Genomic DNA, 14,508 nt, shown 5'->3' on the forward strand with positions numbered 1-14,508 from the left:
TTTGACCGCGGTCGGCACGTACTGACCGAGGCACTTTTCCACTGCCGTGGGATGCAATGATGAGCAACCAGATTCCGGTACACGACGTCACGCCACCCACCAAGAACGCGAACAACAGCGTCGACCTCTACGCCTCCAGGGAAAAAATCTACACCCGCGCCTTCACCGGCCTGTTCCGCAACCTGCGGATGACCGGCGGTGCCCTGTTGTTCCTGCTGTATTTCGGTACGGTGTGGCTGGACTGGGGCGGTCATCAGGCGGTCTGGTGGAACCTGCCGGAGCGCAAGTTTTTCATTTTCGGCGCCACCTTCTGGCCCCAGGACTTCATCTTGCTGTCCGGCATGCTGATCATCGCCGCGTTCGGCCTGTTCTTCATCACGGTGTATGCCGGACGGGTCTGGTGCGGTTATACCTGCCCGCAAAGCGTGTGGACCTGGATCTTCATGTGGTGCGAAAAAGTCACCGAAGGTGATCGCAACCAGCGCATCAAGCTCGACAAGGCGCCGATGAGCGCCAACAAGTTCCTGCGCAAGTTCAGCAAGCACAGCCTGTGGCTGTTGATCGGTTTCGTCACCGGCATGACCTTCGTCGGTTACTTTTCGCCGATCCGCGAACTGGTGTTCGACTTCTTCACCGGTCAGGCGGATGGCTGGTCTTACTTCTGGGTTGGCTTCTTTACCCTCGCCACTTACGGCAACGCCGGCTGGTTGCGCGAACAGGTGTGCATCTACATGTGCCCGTACGCGCGCTTCCAGAGCGTGATGTTCGACAAGGACACCCTGATCGTTTCCTACGACCCGCGCCGCGGCGAAAGCCGTGGCCCGCGCAAGAAAGGCATCGATTACAAGGCCCAGGGGCTGGGTGACTGCATCGACTGCACCATGTGCGTCCAGGTCTGCCCGACCGGTATCGACATCCGCGACGGCCTGCAAATCGAATGCATCGGCTGCGCCGCCTGCATCGATGCCTGCGACGCCATCATGGACAAGATGGAATACCCGCGCGGGCTGATCAGCTACACCACCGAGCACAACCTGTCCGGGCAGAAAACCCATAAACTGCGTCCACGCCTGATCGGCTATGCCGTGGTACTGCTGGCGATGATCAGCTTGCTGGTGACAGCGTTTTTCATGCGTGCGCTGGTGGGTTTCGATGTCAGCAAGGACCGCGTGCTGTACCGCGAGAACGCCGAAGGCCGGATCGAAAACGTCTACAGCCTGAAAATCATGAACAAGGACCAGCGCGACCATACCTACCTGCTCGAAGCCTCCGGCCTGCCGGATCTCAAATTGCAGGGCCGGCGCGAGATCAAGGTCGCGGCCGGCGAGATCGTCAGCCAGCCTGCCGAGCTGTCCGTCGCACCGGAAAAACTGCCGTCGAGCACCAACGAGGTGAAATTCATCCTCAAGGATGCCGATGACGACAGCGTCCACATTGAAGCCAAGAGCCGGTTCATCGGCCCACAAAATCGTTGAGAGAACAGAACATGCCCGCAGCAAATGCCGCAAGCCCCTGGTACAAGCACCTCTGGCCGTGGATCATCATCGGGATCCTGGCCTGCTCGGTGACGCTGACCTTGTCCATGGTGACCATCGCGGTGAAGAACCCGGACAACCTGGTCAACGACAACTACTACGAGGCTGGCAAAGGCATCAACCGCTCCCTCGACCGTGAGCTGCTGGCCCAGAACCTGAAAATGCGCGCCAGTATTCATCTCGATGACGTGACCGGCGAAGTTGACCTGCGCCTGAGCGGCGACAGCCATCCGAAAACCCTGGAGCTGAACCTGATCTCGCCGACCCAGCCGGAGAAAGATCGCAAGATCACCCTGGCCCGCAGCGAAACCGAACAGGGTCGCTACATCGGCCAATTGAGCGACAAGATCGAAGGCCGGCGTTTTGTCGAATTGCTCGGCACCCAGGACGAGCACATCTGGCGCATGTTCGAAGAAGAACTGGTCAACCATGACAAGGATCTGCTGCTCGGTGATGAGCCGTTGCAAGGTGCCGAAGACCTGGAAAAATAAAGCAGCGCTTCGCGCATCGCGAGCAAGCTCGCTCCCACAGTTGATCACCGTCGTGCTCAGAACCTGAGTACACCTATGATCCCTGTGGGAGCGAGCTTGCTCGCGATGAGGCCCTATCAGACGCCAGAGATTCAGCAGTACTAGTGAATACTCCATGACCACCACCCCACTCCCCTGCTACCACTGCGCCCTGCCCGTCCCGGCCGGCAGTCGCTTCACCGCCGTCGTACTCGGGGAGTCCCGCGAGTTCTGCTGCCCGGGTTGCCAGGCCGTGGCCGAGGCCATCGTCGCCGGCGGCCTGGATAGCTATTACCAGCACCGCAGCGAAGCCTCGGCCAACCCCGAGGCGCTGCCGGTACAACTGGTCGACGAACTGGCGCTTTACGACCGCGCCGATGTGCAGCAGCCCTTTGTCCGCCACGAAGGCGCAATGGCCGAAACCACGCTGTTGATGGAAGGCATCAGTTGCGCCGCCTGCGGCTGGTTGATCGAAAAACACCTGCGCACCTTGCCGGCGGTGGCCGAAGCGCGCCTGAACCTGTCCAACCATCGCCTGCACGTGCGCTGGAGCGACGCGCAATTACCCCTGAGCCGAGTCCTCAGCGAACTGCGCCACATCGGGTATGCCGCACACCCCTATCAGGCCGACCGCGCCAGCGAACAACTGGCCAGCGAAAACCGCCTGGCTCTGCGCCAGCTTGGTGTGGCCGGATTACTGTGGTTCCAGGCGATGATGGCAACCATGGCCACCTGGCCTGAATTCAACATCGACCTCAGTCCAGAACTGCACACCATCCTGCGCTGGGTCGCGCTGTTCCTCACCACCCCGATCGTGTTCTACAGCTGTGCACCGTTTTTCAAAGGCGCCATGCGCGATCTGCGCACCCGACACCTGACCATGGACGTTTCCGTGTCGCTGGCCATCGGCAGCGCCTACGTTGCCGGGATCTGGACCTCGATCAGCGGGGTCGGCGAACTGTATTTCGATGCCGTCGGCATGTTTGCCTTGTTCCTGCTGGCCGGGCGCTATCTGGAGCGGCGCGCCCGCGAGCGCACGGCCGCCGCCACCGCGCAGCTGGTGAATCTGCTGCCCGCCTCGTGCCTGCGCTTGACGCCTGAGGGCCAGAGCGAACGCATTCTGCTCAGCGAACTGCGCATCGGTGATCAGGTACTGGTTCATCCAGGCGCCATTCTCCCGGCCGACGGCAAGATCCTCGACGGCCAGTCGAGTATCGACGAATCGCTGCTGACCGGCGAATACCTGCCGCACCCTCGCACCCTCGGCGATGCGGTCACCGCCGGCACCCTCAACGTCGAAGGCGCACTGACCGTCGAGGTCCTGGCCCTGGGCCAGGACACGCGCCTCTCGGCCATCGTTCGCCTGCTCGATCGTGCCCAGGCCGAAAAACCGCGCCTGGCGGAAATCGCCGACCGCGCCGCGCAATGGTTCCTGCTGTTGTCGCTGATCGCGGCTGCGGCCATCGGCCTGTTGTGGTGGGAACTGGACTCATCGCGAGCCTTCTGGATCGTGCTGGCGATGCTCGTGGCGACCTGCCCGTGCGCCTTGTCGCTGGCGACGCCAACCGCCCTCACCGCCGCCACCGGCACCTTGCACAAACTTGGCCTGCTGCTGACCCGCGGTCATGTGCTGGAAGGCCTGAACCAGATCGACACGGTGATTTTCGACAAGACCGGCACCCTCACCGAAGGCCGACTGGCGCTGCGCTCGATCCGCCCCCTCGGGGCCCTCGACAGCGACCAATGCCTGGGCCTCGCCGCCGCCCTGGAAAACCGTTCCGAACACCCCATCGCCCGTGCTTTCGGACGCGCGCCGATGGCGGCCGAAGAAGTCCACAGCACACCGGGCCTTGGCCTGGAGGGGCTGGTTGAAGGGCGGCGCCTGCGCATCGGTCAACCGGGATTCGTCTGCGAACTCAGTGATGCCAAGGCGCCGCCGATGCCCGAAGAAGCCGGTCAATGGCTGCTGCTCGGCGACAGCGATGGGCCACTGGCCTGGCTGGTCCTCGATGATCGCGTGCGTGACGATGCGCCGGCCTTGCTGGCCGCGTGCAAGGCGCGGGGCTGGCGCACGCTGTTGTTGTCCGGAGACAGCTCGCCGATGGTCGCCAGCGTGGCGGCTGAACTGGGTATCGATGAAGCGCGCGGCGGCTTGCGCCCGGACGACAAACTGCAAGTCCTGCAACAACTGCACAAGGAAGGTCGCAAGGTGTTGATGCTGGGTGACGGCGTCAATGACGTGCCGGTGCTGGCGGCTGCGGATATCAGCGTCGCCATGGGATCGGCCACTGATTTGGCGAAAACCAGTGCCGATGCGGTGCTGCTGTCCAACCGCCTCGACGCGCTGGTGCAAGCCTTCAGCCTGGCGCGGCGCACCCGTCGGGTCATTATCGAGAACCTGTTGTGGGCCGGGTTGTACAATGGCCTCATGTTGCCCTTCGCCGCCCTCGGCTGGATCACTCCGGTCTGGGCGGCGGTAGGCATGTCGATCAGTTCGTTGACCGTGGTGCTAAACGCGCTGCGCCTGACTCGGATGCCGAGCGAGCGCGCCCTCGACACCCCGCCAGAAACCCGCCCGCTGCCGGCCTGAGCCGCGCGGGCATGGAGTCCAGATGCCAGCTCTTTACGTGATGATTCCCGCTGCGCTGCTGATCGTGGCCATCGCCGTCTATATCTTCTTCTGGGCGGTCGACAGCGGACAGTACGACGACCTCGACGGCCCGGCCCACAGCATCCTGTTCGACGACCAGGACCCGAACCACACCGCCGCCGTAGACGAAGCCAGCGGCCAACCGGCCAAACCGCAAGACAAGGCCCCGCCCCATGCTTGAACTGGCGCCACTGCTGGTATCGGCGGTGATCCTCGGCTTGCTCGGCGGCGGCCATTGCCTGGGCATGTGCGGCGGCTTGATGGGCGCGCTGACCCTGGCGATTCCCAAGGAGCAACGCAGCCGCCGCTTTCGCCTGCTGCTGGCCTACAACCTGGGGCGGATTCTGAGTTATGCCTGCGCCGGACTGTTGATCGGCCTGGCCGGATGGGCCGTGGCCAGCAGCCCGGCGGCGATGTTCCTGCGCATCCTCGCCGGCTTGCTGTTGATTGCCATGGGCTTGTACCTGGCCGGCTGGTGGAGCGGCCTGACCCGTATCGAAAGCCTCGGTCGAGGCTTGTGGCGGCACATCCAGCCAGTCGCCAACCGGTTGCTGCCGGTATCGAGCGTTCCCCGTGCGCTGCTGCTGGGTGCACTCTGGGGCTGGCTGCCGTGCGGCCTGGTTTACAGCACCCTGCTATGGTCGGCCAGCCAGGGCAACGCGCTGGACAGTGCATTGTTGATGCTTGCGTTCGGGCTTGGCACCTGGCCGGTACTGCTGGCGACCGGCCTGGCCGCCGAGCGCGTCACCGCGGTGTTGCGCAAGCGCAGTGTGCGGATGGCGGGCGGGATGCTGGTGATGCTGTTTGGCATCTGGACCTTGCCGGGGCCGCATCAGCATTGGTTGATGGGGCATTAAAAGCAAAAGATCGCAGCCTTCGGCAGCTCCTACATGGATCGCGTACACCTGTAGGAGCTGCCGAAGGCTGCGATCTTTTGATCTTGATGTAAATCAAGATGCCCCACCCCGCCCTCGCATAAAGTGGCCGACACTGCCAGCCTATCCGGGGAATGCCCGCATGATGCTCGACGCCATTCGTTGGGACACTGATCTGATCCGCCGTTATGACCTGGCGGGACCCCGCTACACCTCGTACCCGACCGCCGTGCAATTCAACAGCCAGGTCGGCACCTTCGACCTGTTTCACGCCCTGCGCGACAGCCGCAAGGCCCAACGCCCATTGTCCCTGTACGTGCACGTGCCGTTCTGCGCGAACATTTGCTACTACTGCGCCTGCAACAAGGTCATCACCAAGGATCGCGGCCGGGCGCAGCCTTATTTGCAGCGCCTGGAACAGGAAATCCAGCTGATCGCCTGCCACCTCGACCCCACACAGAAAGTCGAGCAACTGCACTTCGGTGGCGGCACGCCGACCTTTCTCAGCCACGACGAACTGCGCCAGTTGATGGCGCACTTGCGCAAACACTTCAATTTGCTGGACGACGATTCCGGCGACTACGGCATCGAGATCGACCCCCGCGAGGCCGATTGGTCGACCATGGGACTGCTCCGCGAACTGGGCTTCAATCGGGTCAGCATCGGCCTGCAAGACCTCGACCCGGCGGTGCAGCGAGCGGTCAATCGCCTGCAAAGCCTGGAAGAAACCCGCGCCGTGATCGACGCCGCCCGCACCTTGCAGTTTCGCTCGATCAATATCGACCTGATCTACGGCCTGCCGAGACAGACACCGGATAACTTCGCCCGCACCGTCGAAGAGGTCATCAATCTGCAACCGGACAGGTTATCGGTGTTCAACTACGCCCACCTGCCGGAGCGCTTCATGCCGCAGCGACGCATCAACAGCAATGAACTGCCGACACCCGCGCAGAAACTGGAAATGCTGCAGCGCACCATTGAGCAACTGATCAGCGCCGGTTACCGCTACATCGGCATGGACCACTTCGCCCTGCCGGACGACGAGCTGGCGATCGCCCAAGAAGAATCGACCCTGCAACGCAATTTCCAGGGCTACACCACCCACGGTCATTGCGATCTGATCGGCCTCGGCGTCTCGGCAATCAGCCAGATCGGCGACCTCTACTGCCAGAACAGCAGCGACCTGAACCACTATCAGAACACGCTGGCCTCAATGCAACTGGCCACCAGCCGCGGCCTGCTGTGCAATGCCGATGACCGGCTGCGGCGCGCGGTCATTCAGCAATTGATCTGCAACTTCAGCCTGGAATTCTCCGACATCGAACAGGCCTTCAACATCGATTTTCAGGGCTACTTCGGCGAACTCTGGCCCCAACTGCAAGGCATGGCCAAAGACGGGCTGCTCGAACTCGATCGCGACAGGATCACTATCCTGCCCGCCGGGCGACTGTTGGTGCGTTCGGTGTGCATGGTGTTCGACGCGTACCTGGAACAACACAGCCGCCAGCGATTTTCGCGGGTGATCTAATTCTGCAAGCTAGCGCCCCAGACTGGCCTCGATCTCCTATGGTGAGTTACCCTTACGTCTTATGTGTGAATTCCCACAAGGATTGAAGAAATGTCCGAGCCAGTAAAACAGCGCGCTCATAGTCAAGCCCATTGCAAGGATTGCAGTCTGGCCCCTCTTTGCCTGCCACTTTCGCTGAATCTGGAAGACATGGATGCGCTGGACGAAATCGTCAAGCGCGGCCGGCCGCTGAAAAAGGGCGAGTTTCTGTTTCGCCAGGGCGATACCTTCGATTCTGTCTACGCAGTCCGTTCCGGCGCCCTCAAGACCTTCAGCCTGAGCGACAGCGGTGAAGAACAGCTCACCGGCTTCCACCTGCCCAGCGAACTGGTCGGCTTGTCGGGCATGGACACCGAAAAGCACCCGGTGTCGGCACAAGCCCTGGAAACCACCTCGGTGTGTGAAATTCCTTTCGAACGCCTGGACGAACTGGCCCTGCAATTGCCGCAGTTGCGCCGTCAGTTGATGCGGGTGATGAGCCGCGAAATCCGTGACGACCAGCAGATGATGCTGCTGTTGTCGAAAAAGACCGCCGACGAACGCATCGCCACCTTCCTGGTCAACCTGTCGGCACGTTTCCGCGCCCGGGGTTTTTCCGCCAATCAGTTCCGCCTGAGCATGTCGCGCAACGAAATCGGCAACTACCTGGGCCTGGCGGTGGAAACCGTGTCCCGGGTCTTTACCCGCTTCCAGCAAAACGAGCTGATTGCGGCAGAAGGCAAGGAAATCCGGATTATCGACCCGATCCAGCTGTGCGCCCTGGCCGGTGGCTCACTGGATGGCTGAAACAAAACGTTGCGGCTGAGCGAAACGGTTCAGCCGCCGTTATACTGCGTCGTTTGCAGCCCTGCCAGGACACCTAGACGATGGTCTTCGACTCCTTCGACATCAAATCCCTTATCCGCCCTGTCATCGACTTCCCGAAGCCGGGCGTGATCTTTCGCGACATCACCCCGCTGTTCCAGTCGCCCAAGGCCCTGCGCCTGGTGATGGACAGCTTCGCCCACCGTTACGTCGAGGCTGATTTCACCCACATCGGCGCGATGGACGCCCGTGGCTTCCTGATCGGTTCGGTACTGGCCTATCAGTTGAACAAGCCGCTGGTGCTGTTCCGCAAGCAAGGCAAACTGCCGGCTGACGTGCTGGCCGAGGGTTATGCGACCGAATACGGCGAAGCCTTCCTGGAAGTGCACGCCGACAGCCTGTGCGAAGGGGATTCGGTGGTGATGTTCGATGACCTGATCGCGACCGGCGGCACCCTGATTGCCGCCGCCAACCTGATCCGCCGCATGGGCGCGCGGGTGCATGAAGCGGCGGCGATTATCGACCTGCCGGAGCTGGGCGGTTCGCAGCGCCTGGAAGACATGGGCATTCCGACGTTCTGCCTGACGCAGTTTGCGTTGGCTGACAAGTAAGAGGCGCCTGTCAGACCGCCATCGCGAGCAAGCTCGCTCCCACACTGGACTGTATTCTTCCTGAAAGAACACGATCAAATGTGGGAGCGAGCTTGCTCGCGATGGCGTCAGTAGCTTCACTACATCCCCTCAAAGCCCCATCTGCTTGCTGATGATCTCGTTCATCACTTCCCGCGTCCCGCCGCCAATCGACAGGATCCGGTTGTCGCGGTACAGCCGCTCCACCAGGCTCTCGCGCATGTATCCCTGCCCACCGAGTATCTGCACCGCATCGGTCACGATCCGGTCTGCGGTATCCGTCGCAAAATTCTTGGCCATGGAAATTTCCTTGATCACGCTCTGCCCCGCCGCCATCTTTGTCGCTTGGCGGTAAGTGAATTCCCGGGACACCTCCAGCGCGGTCGCCATCTCGGCGAGACGATGCTTGATCACCTGAAACTTGCCGATCGGTTTGCCAAAGGCTTCGCGCTGGCGCGCCCACTTCAGGCTCTCCTCCAGCGCCAGCTGGGCGGTCATGTTGGCCATCAGTGCCAGGGCCAGGCGTTCGCTCTGGAAATTGCCCATGATGCAGGCAAAGCCCAGGTTCTCGGCGCCGATCAGATTGCCCGCAGGCACCGGGCAATCATCGAAGAACAGTTCGGCGGTGTCTGACGCCCACCAGCCCATTTTCTTCAGTTGCCGTCCTACGGTGAAACCGGGCGTGCCCTTTTCGATCAACAACAGGCTGATGCCGGAGAACCCCGGCTCACCGGTACGCACCGCGACGGTATAAAAGTCCGCACGCACACCACTGGTGATAAAGGTTTTGCTGCCATTGACCCGGTAAAAGTCGCCATCACGCACGGCGCGGGTTTGCAGGTTGGCGACGTCGGAGCCGCCGCCGGGCTCGGTGACGGCCAGGGCGCTGATTTTCTCTCCCGACAACACCTGGGGCAGCACACGATCCCGCACTTGGGGTCGGGCCCACTTGAGAATCGGCGGCAAGCCGATATCCAGCGAGCCCAGGCCGGCAACCAGCCCGCCTGAGCCGCAGCGCATCAACTCCTCACTGGCGGCAACCTTGGCGAACAGATCCCCTTCATGACTGCCTCCGTAAGCTTCCGGGTAGCCGATGCCGAGAATCCCCGCTGCGCCGGCCTTGAGGTAGAGCTCGCGAGGAAAGCTTTCGGCTTCTTCCCACTGCTCGATATCAGGAAGGATCTCGCGTTCGACGAAACGTCTGACGCTGTCGCGAACCAATTGGTGGCTGGGGTCGAAGTATTCCTGAAAGGCAGACATCGGCGAGCTCCACTGAAGGGGTCAGTGAAGTTAACCGAGCGCTTGCTTGGTTTACAAGGGACAGATAGAAGTTCAAGAGATCGCAGCCTTCGGCAGCTCCTACAGGGGATCGGTGTCTTTCTGTAGGAGCTGCCGCAGGCTGCGATCTTTTCGGCTTGATGCGATTACAACGAAATCGGCTTCCGCCCGGCAAATGAATGCGCCAGCGTCCCGCCATCCACCAGTTCCAGCTCACCACCGAGCGGCACGCCATGGGCGATACGCGAGGCGATCAGGCCTTTGCTGCTGAGCAACTGGGCGATGTAATGCGCTGTGGCCTCACCTTCCACGGTCGGGTTGGTCGCCAGGATGACTTCGGCGAACGTGCCAGCCTCTTCGATCCGCGCCATCAATTGCGGGATGCCGATGGCTTCCGGCCCCAGACCGTCGAGCGGCGACAGATGCCCCTTGAGCACGAAGTAGCGCCCGCGGAAACCGGTCTGCTCCACCGCATAGACATCCATCGGGCCTTCCACCACGCAGAGCAAGGTGTCGTCGCGACGGGTATCGGCGCATTGCGGGCAGAGATCATCTTCGGTCAGCGTACGGCACAAGCGGCAGTGACCGACCCCTTCCATGGCCTGGCTCAAGGCCAGCGCCAGGCGCGAGCCGCCGCTGCGATCACGCTCGAGCAACTGCAACGCCATGCGCTGGGCGGTTTTCTGACCCACGCCTGGCAAAATTCGCAGGGCGTCGATCAGTTGGCGAATCAAAGGGCTGAAGCTCATGGTGGAAAAGTCCGACAAAACAACGAGACGCGGTTTATACCCGCGCCTCGGTTGAGCGTCAATTACTCAGTCCGGGGAAACCCGAACCACCAGTTTGCCGAAGTTGCGCCCCTCCAGCATGCCGATGAACGCGTCGGGAGCCTGCTCCAGGCCATCGACCACGTCTTCGCGAAATTTCACCTTGCCATCACGTACCCAGGGCGCCATGGCACTGAGAAATTCCGGTTGGCGATCACCATAGTCATCGAACACGATGAAGCCCTGGATGCGCACCCGCTTGGTCAACAAGGTGCGTTGCAACAGAGGCAGGCGATCCGGCCCGCTCGGCGCTTCATGGGCGTTATAGGAGGCAATCAGGCCACAGAGTGGAATCCGCGCCTTGGGATTGAGCAACGGCACCACGGCGTCGAAGACCTTGCCGCCGACGTTTTCGTAGTAGATGTCGATGCCCTTGCCGCAGGCCTTGGCCAGTTCATCGGCAAAGTCCAGGCTCTTGTGGTCGATGCAGGCGTCAAAACCCAACTCGTCGACCACATAACGGCACTTGTCCGCCCCGCCGGCCACGCCGACCACACGCAGCCCCTTGATCTTCGCCACCTGGCCGACCACCGAACCCACCGCGCCGGAGGCCGCTGCAACCACCAGGGTTTCGCCGGCCTGGGGCTGGCCGATGTCCATCAGGCCCATGTACGCGGTCATGCCCGGCATTCCCAGCACCCCAAGGGCCATCGACGCACTGGGCAATCCCGACGGCACCGGGATGATGCTGCGCCCGTCATTGATGCTGTGGCTTTGCCAACCGGTGGCACCGACCACCAGGTCACCTTCCTGAAACTTCGGATTGAGCGAGCGCTCGACCCGGCTGACCGCGCCCCCGGTCATGACTTCGCCGATTTCCACCGGTGCGGCGTAGGACGGAGCGTCGCTCATGCGTCCGCGCATGTAGGGATCCAGCGACAGGAAAACGGTCTTGAGCAGCACCTGACCGTCGGCGAGTTCCGGCAACGCCACCCGCTCCATGCGGAAGTTTTCCGGCGTTGGCGCGCCGACGGGGCGTGAAGCCAGGACAATGCGTTGATTGAGGGTCATGGGGTCGGACATGGCAGCGTCTCCTGTGATCGATGGGGTTTGGTGATATAGGGAGCAGACCTTTGTGGCGGTATGGCGTTCGATGTGTTTTCAGTTGCACCGGGGTGAATTCTTCGCGAGCAGGCTCGCTCCCACATCTGGAATGCAATCCCCTGTGGGAGCGAGCCTGCTCGCGAAGGCGCCATGACGGACGACACATACCCAACAGCCAGAAACAAAAATGCCAGGCGCAATGCCTGGCATTTTTTGTAGCTCATCTGCCGCCTGAAGGCGAATCAGAATGGCAGTTTCATGCCCGGCGGCAGTTGCATGCCGGCGGTCATGCTGCCCATTTTTTCCTGGCTGTTGGCTTCGATCTTGCGCACGGCATCGTTGACCGCGGAGGCGATGACCGCTTCCAGCATTTCCTTGTCGTCTTCGCTCATGCCTTCGACCAGGCTCGGGTCGATGGTCACGCTCTTGACGTCATGACGACCGGTCATCACCACGGTGACCATATCGCCACCGGCCTTACCGGTGACTTCGGCGTTGGCCAGCTCTTCCTGCATCTTGGCCATTTTTTCCTGCATCTGCTGCGCCTGCTTCATCAGGCCGGCCATGCCACCTTTCATCATGGTAATCACCTCAAAAGTACTTGGATCAAAACAGCGCCCGGCGGAATGTAGCCGAGCGCCTTCAGTTATTAGCCCTGAGTGACCAGGGCGTCGACAGGTTCAATAGTATCGTTACGGACCACCGCACCGAACTGCTGCATCATTTGCTGGATGAACGGATCGCCGTGGATCGATTCCTCCGCCTCGCGCTGACGGTTGGCGCGGCGGCGCGAAGCCGCTTGTGCCGGGGTTTCCTGCTCGGGCTTGATCAGCTCGATGCTCAGGGTCAGCGTGCGCTGGTGATACTGGTTCAGCGCATCGTTGAGGCGGCGCTGCTGAGTGGCGTTGAACAAGGCACTGTGGGCCGGGTCCAGGTGCATCAGCCAATTGTCGCCATCCACCGCGATCAGCGTGCAGTTGGCGGCGATGCTGCCGGTCATGCCGGAAATCGGCAATTTCGGGAACAGCTCCAGCCATTGCAGGGCCAGGCCGGTGGCCGGCATTGCCGCGGGCTCAGGCTCGGGCTCCGGCGCCGGGTCGGCGGCATGCTCGCTGGCCAGTTCGTCGAGGTAACTGTAGGCCGAATCCATGTCCGGCTCGATGTAATCCTCGTCCAGCGGCGGCTCGTCATCCAGGTCCATGCCCGGCGTTGCGGCATCGACGTCGGCCACCGAAGGCTCCGGGATTGGCGCGGCGGCCCACTCCGGGGCATCCGGCACCACGCTGTCCGGCGTCGGCAACGGCATCGGCGGTAATTCGGGTTGTTCGCTGGCGGTTTCCAGCACCGGCTCCACCGCCGGTTGCTGAACGGGAGCAGGCGCGACCGGGTCATTCCACGGCAGGTCGACCACCTCTTCGACCACGGCCGCTTCAACCACAGGCACAGGCGCAGGTTCTGGCACAACGACCGGCGCCACCGGTTCCGCTGCTGGCGCAGGAGCCGCCACTGGCGCAGCCGCTATCGGTGCAACGGCCGCAGCGGCTACCGGCGCAGCGACCTGCGCGGCAGCCACTGAGTTTGCGGAATCAACTGTGGCCTGGCTGATCCCCACTGGCTTTAGCGGTTGCCTCGGGGCATCCGCGGTGTCTGCGGGCCGGAACGCCAGCATCCGCAGCAGCACCATTTCAAAACCGCCCCGGGGATCCGGCGCCAGCGGCAAGTCGCGGCGACCGATCAGGCCCATCTGGTAGTAGAACTGCACGTCTTCGGCCGGCAAGGCCTGGGCCAGTGCCAGCACGCGATCACGGTCGCCGTGACCGTTATCGACACCTTCCGGCAAGGCCTGGGCAATGGCAACGCGGTGCAGCACATTGAGAATTTCCGAGAGCACGCCATTCCAGTCCGGGCCTTGTTCGGCCAGGTGGCGGACGGCTTCGAGCAACGCCTTGGCATCGCCTTCGATCAGCGCATGCAGGACGTCATAGACCTGCCCGTGATCGAGGGTCCCGAGCATCGCCCGGACATCGGCGGCCAGGACCTTGCCTTCACCGAAGGCAATCGCCTGGTCGGTCAGGCTCATGGCATCACGCATCGAACCGTCGGCAGCACGGCCCAGCAACCACAGTGCATCGTCCTCGAACGGCACGTTCTCGACACCCAGCACGTGGGTCAAGTGCTCGACAACCCGTTCCGGCGTCATGTTCTTCAGGGAGAACTGCAGGCACCGCGACAGAATCGTTGCCGGAAGTTTCTGAGGATCAGTGGTCGCCAGGATGAACTTGACGTAGGGTGGCGGCTCCTCGAGGGTTTTGAGCAGCGCGTTGAAGGAATGGCTGGAGAGCATGTGCACTTCGTCGATCAGGTAGACCTTGAAGCGCCCACGGCTCGGGGCGTATTGCACGTTGTCGAGCAATTCGCGGGTATCTTCGACCTTGGTGCGGCTCGCGGCGTCGATCTCGATCAGGTCGACAAAGCGGCCTTCGTCGATTTCGCGACACACCGAACACTCGCCACAGGGGGACGAAGTGATACCTGTCTCACAGTTAAGGCATTTGGCAATGATCCGCGCGATGGTGGTCTTGCCGACCCCACGGGTACCGGTGAAGAGGTAAGCGTGGTGCAGCCGCTGGCTGTCCAAGGCATTGATCAGAGCCTTGAGCACATGGGTCTGGCCGACCATTTCGCGGAACGAGCGCGGACGCCATTTACGTGCAAGAACCTGATAACTCATCGAAAACCGTCGCAGCGAAGGAAGCAGAAGCGGCTAATGCTAGCGGAGCAAGGCACAAA

13 protein-coding genes are annotated in these 14,508 nt (G+C 62.1%); 8 read left to right on the forward strand and 5 right to left on the reverse strand.

The features are described from left to right. Positions 1–59 precede the first annotated feature (59 nt). The 8 genes from ccoG to CD175_RS16710 all read left to right on the forward strand — a co-directional run bounded on the left by ccoG (position 60) and on the right by CD175_RS16710 (position 8,551). A complete protein-coding gene (gene ccoG / locus CD175_RS16675) occupies positions 60–1,475 on the forward strand; it encodes a cytochrome c oxidase accessory protein CcoG (protein WP_104449742.1) in 1,416 nt (471 codons plus the stop codon). A gap of 11 nt (positions 1,476–1,486) precedes the next feature. Beyond that, complete coding sequence (locus CD175_RS16680; RefSeq protein WP_104449743.1) at positions 1,487–2,026, forward strand: FixH family protein; 540 nt, start codon at positions 1,487–1,489, stop codon at positions 2,024–2,026. 154 nt (positions 2,027–2,180) lie between these two features. Next, positions 2,181–4,634 carry a heavy metal translocating P-type ATPase gene (locus tag CD175_RS16685; protein ID WP_104449744.1) on the forward strand — a complete coding sequence of 818 codons (2,454 nt, stop codon included), beginning with the start codon at positions 2,181–2,183 and terminating at the stop codon, positions 4,632–4,634. 22 nt (positions 4,635–4,656) lie between these two features. Then, positions 4,657–4,875 carry a cbb3-type cytochrome oxidase assembly protein CcoS gene (ccoS, locus tag CD175_RS16690; protein WP_007971444.1) on the forward strand — a complete coding sequence of 73 codons (219 nt, stop codon included), beginning with the start codon at positions 4,657–4,659 and terminating at the stop codon, positions 4,873–4,875. After that, on the forward strand, positions 4,868–5,551 hold the full coding sequence (locus CD175_RS16695) for a sulfite exporter TauE/SafE family protein (protein ID WP_104449745.1): 684 nt from the start codon (positions 4,868–4,870) through the stop codon (positions 5,549–5,551). The genes ccoS and CD175_RS16695 overlap by 8 nt, the downstream gene beginning before the upstream one ends. Positions 5,552–5,714: 163 nt before the next feature. Further along, the gene (gene hemN / locus CD175_RS16700; RefSeq protein ID WP_104449967.1) at positions 5,715–7,097 is read left to right on the forward strand and encodes an oxygen-independent coproporphyrinogen III oxidase; all 1,383 of its coding nucleotides are present in this window, start codon (positions 5,715–5,717) and stop codon (positions 7,095–7,097) included. Between the two features lie 90 nt (positions 7,098–7,187). Then, positions 7,188–7,922, forward strand: a complete 735-nt coding sequence (gene fnr / locus CD175_RS16705; protein WP_104449746.1) for a fumarate/nitrate reduction transcriptional regulator Fnr — start codon at positions 7,188–7,190, stop codon at positions 7,920–7,922. Between the two features lie 80 nt (positions 7,923–8,002). Continuing rightward, positions 8,003–8,551 carry an adenine phosphoribosyltransferase gene (locus tag CD175_RS16710; RefSeq protein ID WP_104449747.1) on the forward strand — a complete coding sequence of 183 codons (549 nt, stop codon included), beginning with the start codon at positions 8,003–8,005 and terminating at the stop codon, positions 8,549–8,551. Between the two features lie 129 nt (positions 8,552–8,680). Here the strand turns inward: CD175_RS16710 and CD175_RS16715 are convergent, their stop codons facing one another. The 5 genes from CD175_RS16715 to dnaX all read right to left on the reverse strand — a co-directional run bounded on the left by CD175_RS16715 (position 8,681) and on the right by dnaX (position 14,449). Continuing rightward, on the reverse strand, positions 8,681–9,829 hold the full coding sequence (locus CD175_RS16715) for an acyl-CoA dehydrogenase family protein (protein WP_104449748.1): 1,149 nt from the start codon (positions 9,827–9,829) through the stop codon (positions 8,681–8,683). Positions 9,830–9,993: 164 nt separating this feature from the next. Continuing rightward, on the reverse strand, positions 9,994–10,596 hold the full coding sequence (gene recR, locus CD175_RS16720) for a recombination mediator RecR (RefSeq protein ID WP_008050204.1): 603 nt from the start codon (positions 10,594–10,596) through the stop codon (positions 9,994–9,996). A gap of 66 nt (positions 10,597–10,662) precedes the next feature. Further along, positions 10,663–11,697, reverse strand: coding sequence for an NADPH-dependent curcumin/dihydrocurcumin reductase (locus tag CD175_RS16725; RefSeq protein WP_104449749.1), 1,035 nt, complete (start codon positions 11,695–11,697; stop codon positions 10,663–10,665). Between the two features lie 263 nt (positions 11,698–11,960). Then, positions 11,961–12,299: a YbaB/EbfC family nucleoid-associated protein gene (locus CD175_RS16730; RefSeq protein WP_007995811.1), complete on the reverse strand. Its 339-nt coding sequence runs from the start codon at positions 12,297–12,299 to the stop codon at positions 11,961–11,963. Positions 12,300–12,367: 68 nt separating this feature from the next. Next, positions 12,368–14,449 (reverse strand): DNA polymerase III subunit gamma/tau, encoded by a 2,082-nt coding sequence (gene dnaX, locus CD175_RS16735; RefSeq protein WP_104449750.1) that lies wholly within the window; start codon positions 14,447–14,449, stop codon positions 12,368–12,370. Positions 14,450–14,508 lie beyond the last annotated feature (59 nt).

It is taken from the genome of Pseudomonas laurylsulfatiphila (assembly GCF_002934665.1).
In the GTDB taxonomy this organism is placed as follows: domain Bacteria; phylum Pseudomonadota; class Gammaproteobacteria; order Pseudomonadales; family Pseudomonadaceae; genus Aquipseudomonas; species Aquipseudomonas laurylsulfatiphila.

Bases quoted from the DNA above. Each gene is read 5' to 3' on its own strand.
- CD175_RS16695 (WP_104449745.1), top strand. From the start codon at position 4,868: ATGCTTGAACTGGCGCCACTGCTGGTATCGGCGGTGATCCTCGGCTTG.
- CD175_RS16730 (WP_007995811.1), bottom strand. From the start codon at position 12,299: ATGATGAAAGGTGGCATGGCCGGCCTGATGAAGCAGGCGCAGCAGATG.
- recR (WP_008050204.1), bottom strand. From the start codon at position 10,596: ATGAGCTTCAGCCCTTTGATTCGCCAACTGATCGACGCCCTGCGAATT.
- CD175_RS16680 (WP_104449743.1), top strand. From the start codon at position 1,487: ATGCCCGCAGCAAATGCCGCAAGCCCCTGGTACAAGCACCTCTGGCCG.
- CD175_RS16685 (WP_104449744.1), top strand. From the start codon at position 2,181: ATGACCACCACCCCACTCCCCTGCTACCACTGCGCCCTGCCCGTCCCG.
- CD175_RS16710 (WP_104449747.1), top strand. From the start codon at position 8,003: ATGGTCTTCGACTCCTTCGACATCAAATCCCTTATCCGCCCTGTCATC.
- hemN (WP_104449967.1), top strand. From the start codon at position 5,715: ATGCTCGACGCCATTCGTTGGGACACTGATCTGATCCGCCGTTATGAC.
- CD175_RS16725 (WP_104449749.1), bottom strand. From the start codon at position 11,697: ATGTCCGACCCCATGACCCTCAATCAACGCATTGTCCTGGCTTCACGC.
- dnaX (WP_104449750.1), bottom strand. From the start codon at position 14,449: ATGAGTTATCAGGTTCTTGCACGTAAATGGCGTCCGCGCTCGTTCCGC.
- fnr (WP_104449746.1), top strand. From the start codon at position 7,188: ATGTCCGAGCCAGTAAAACAGCGCGCTCATAGTCAAGCCCATTGCAAG.
- ccoS (WP_007971444.1), top strand. From the start codon at position 4,657: ATGCCAGCTCTTTACGTGATGATTCCCGCTGCGCTGCTGATCGTGGCC.
- CD175_RS16715 (WP_104449748.1), bottom strand. From the start codon at position 9,829: ATGTCTGCCTTTCAGGAATACTTCGACCCCAGCCACCAATTGGTTCGC.
- ccoG (WP_104449742.1), top strand. From the start codon at position 60: ATGAGCAACCAGATTCCGGTACACGACGTCACGCCACCCACCAAGAAC.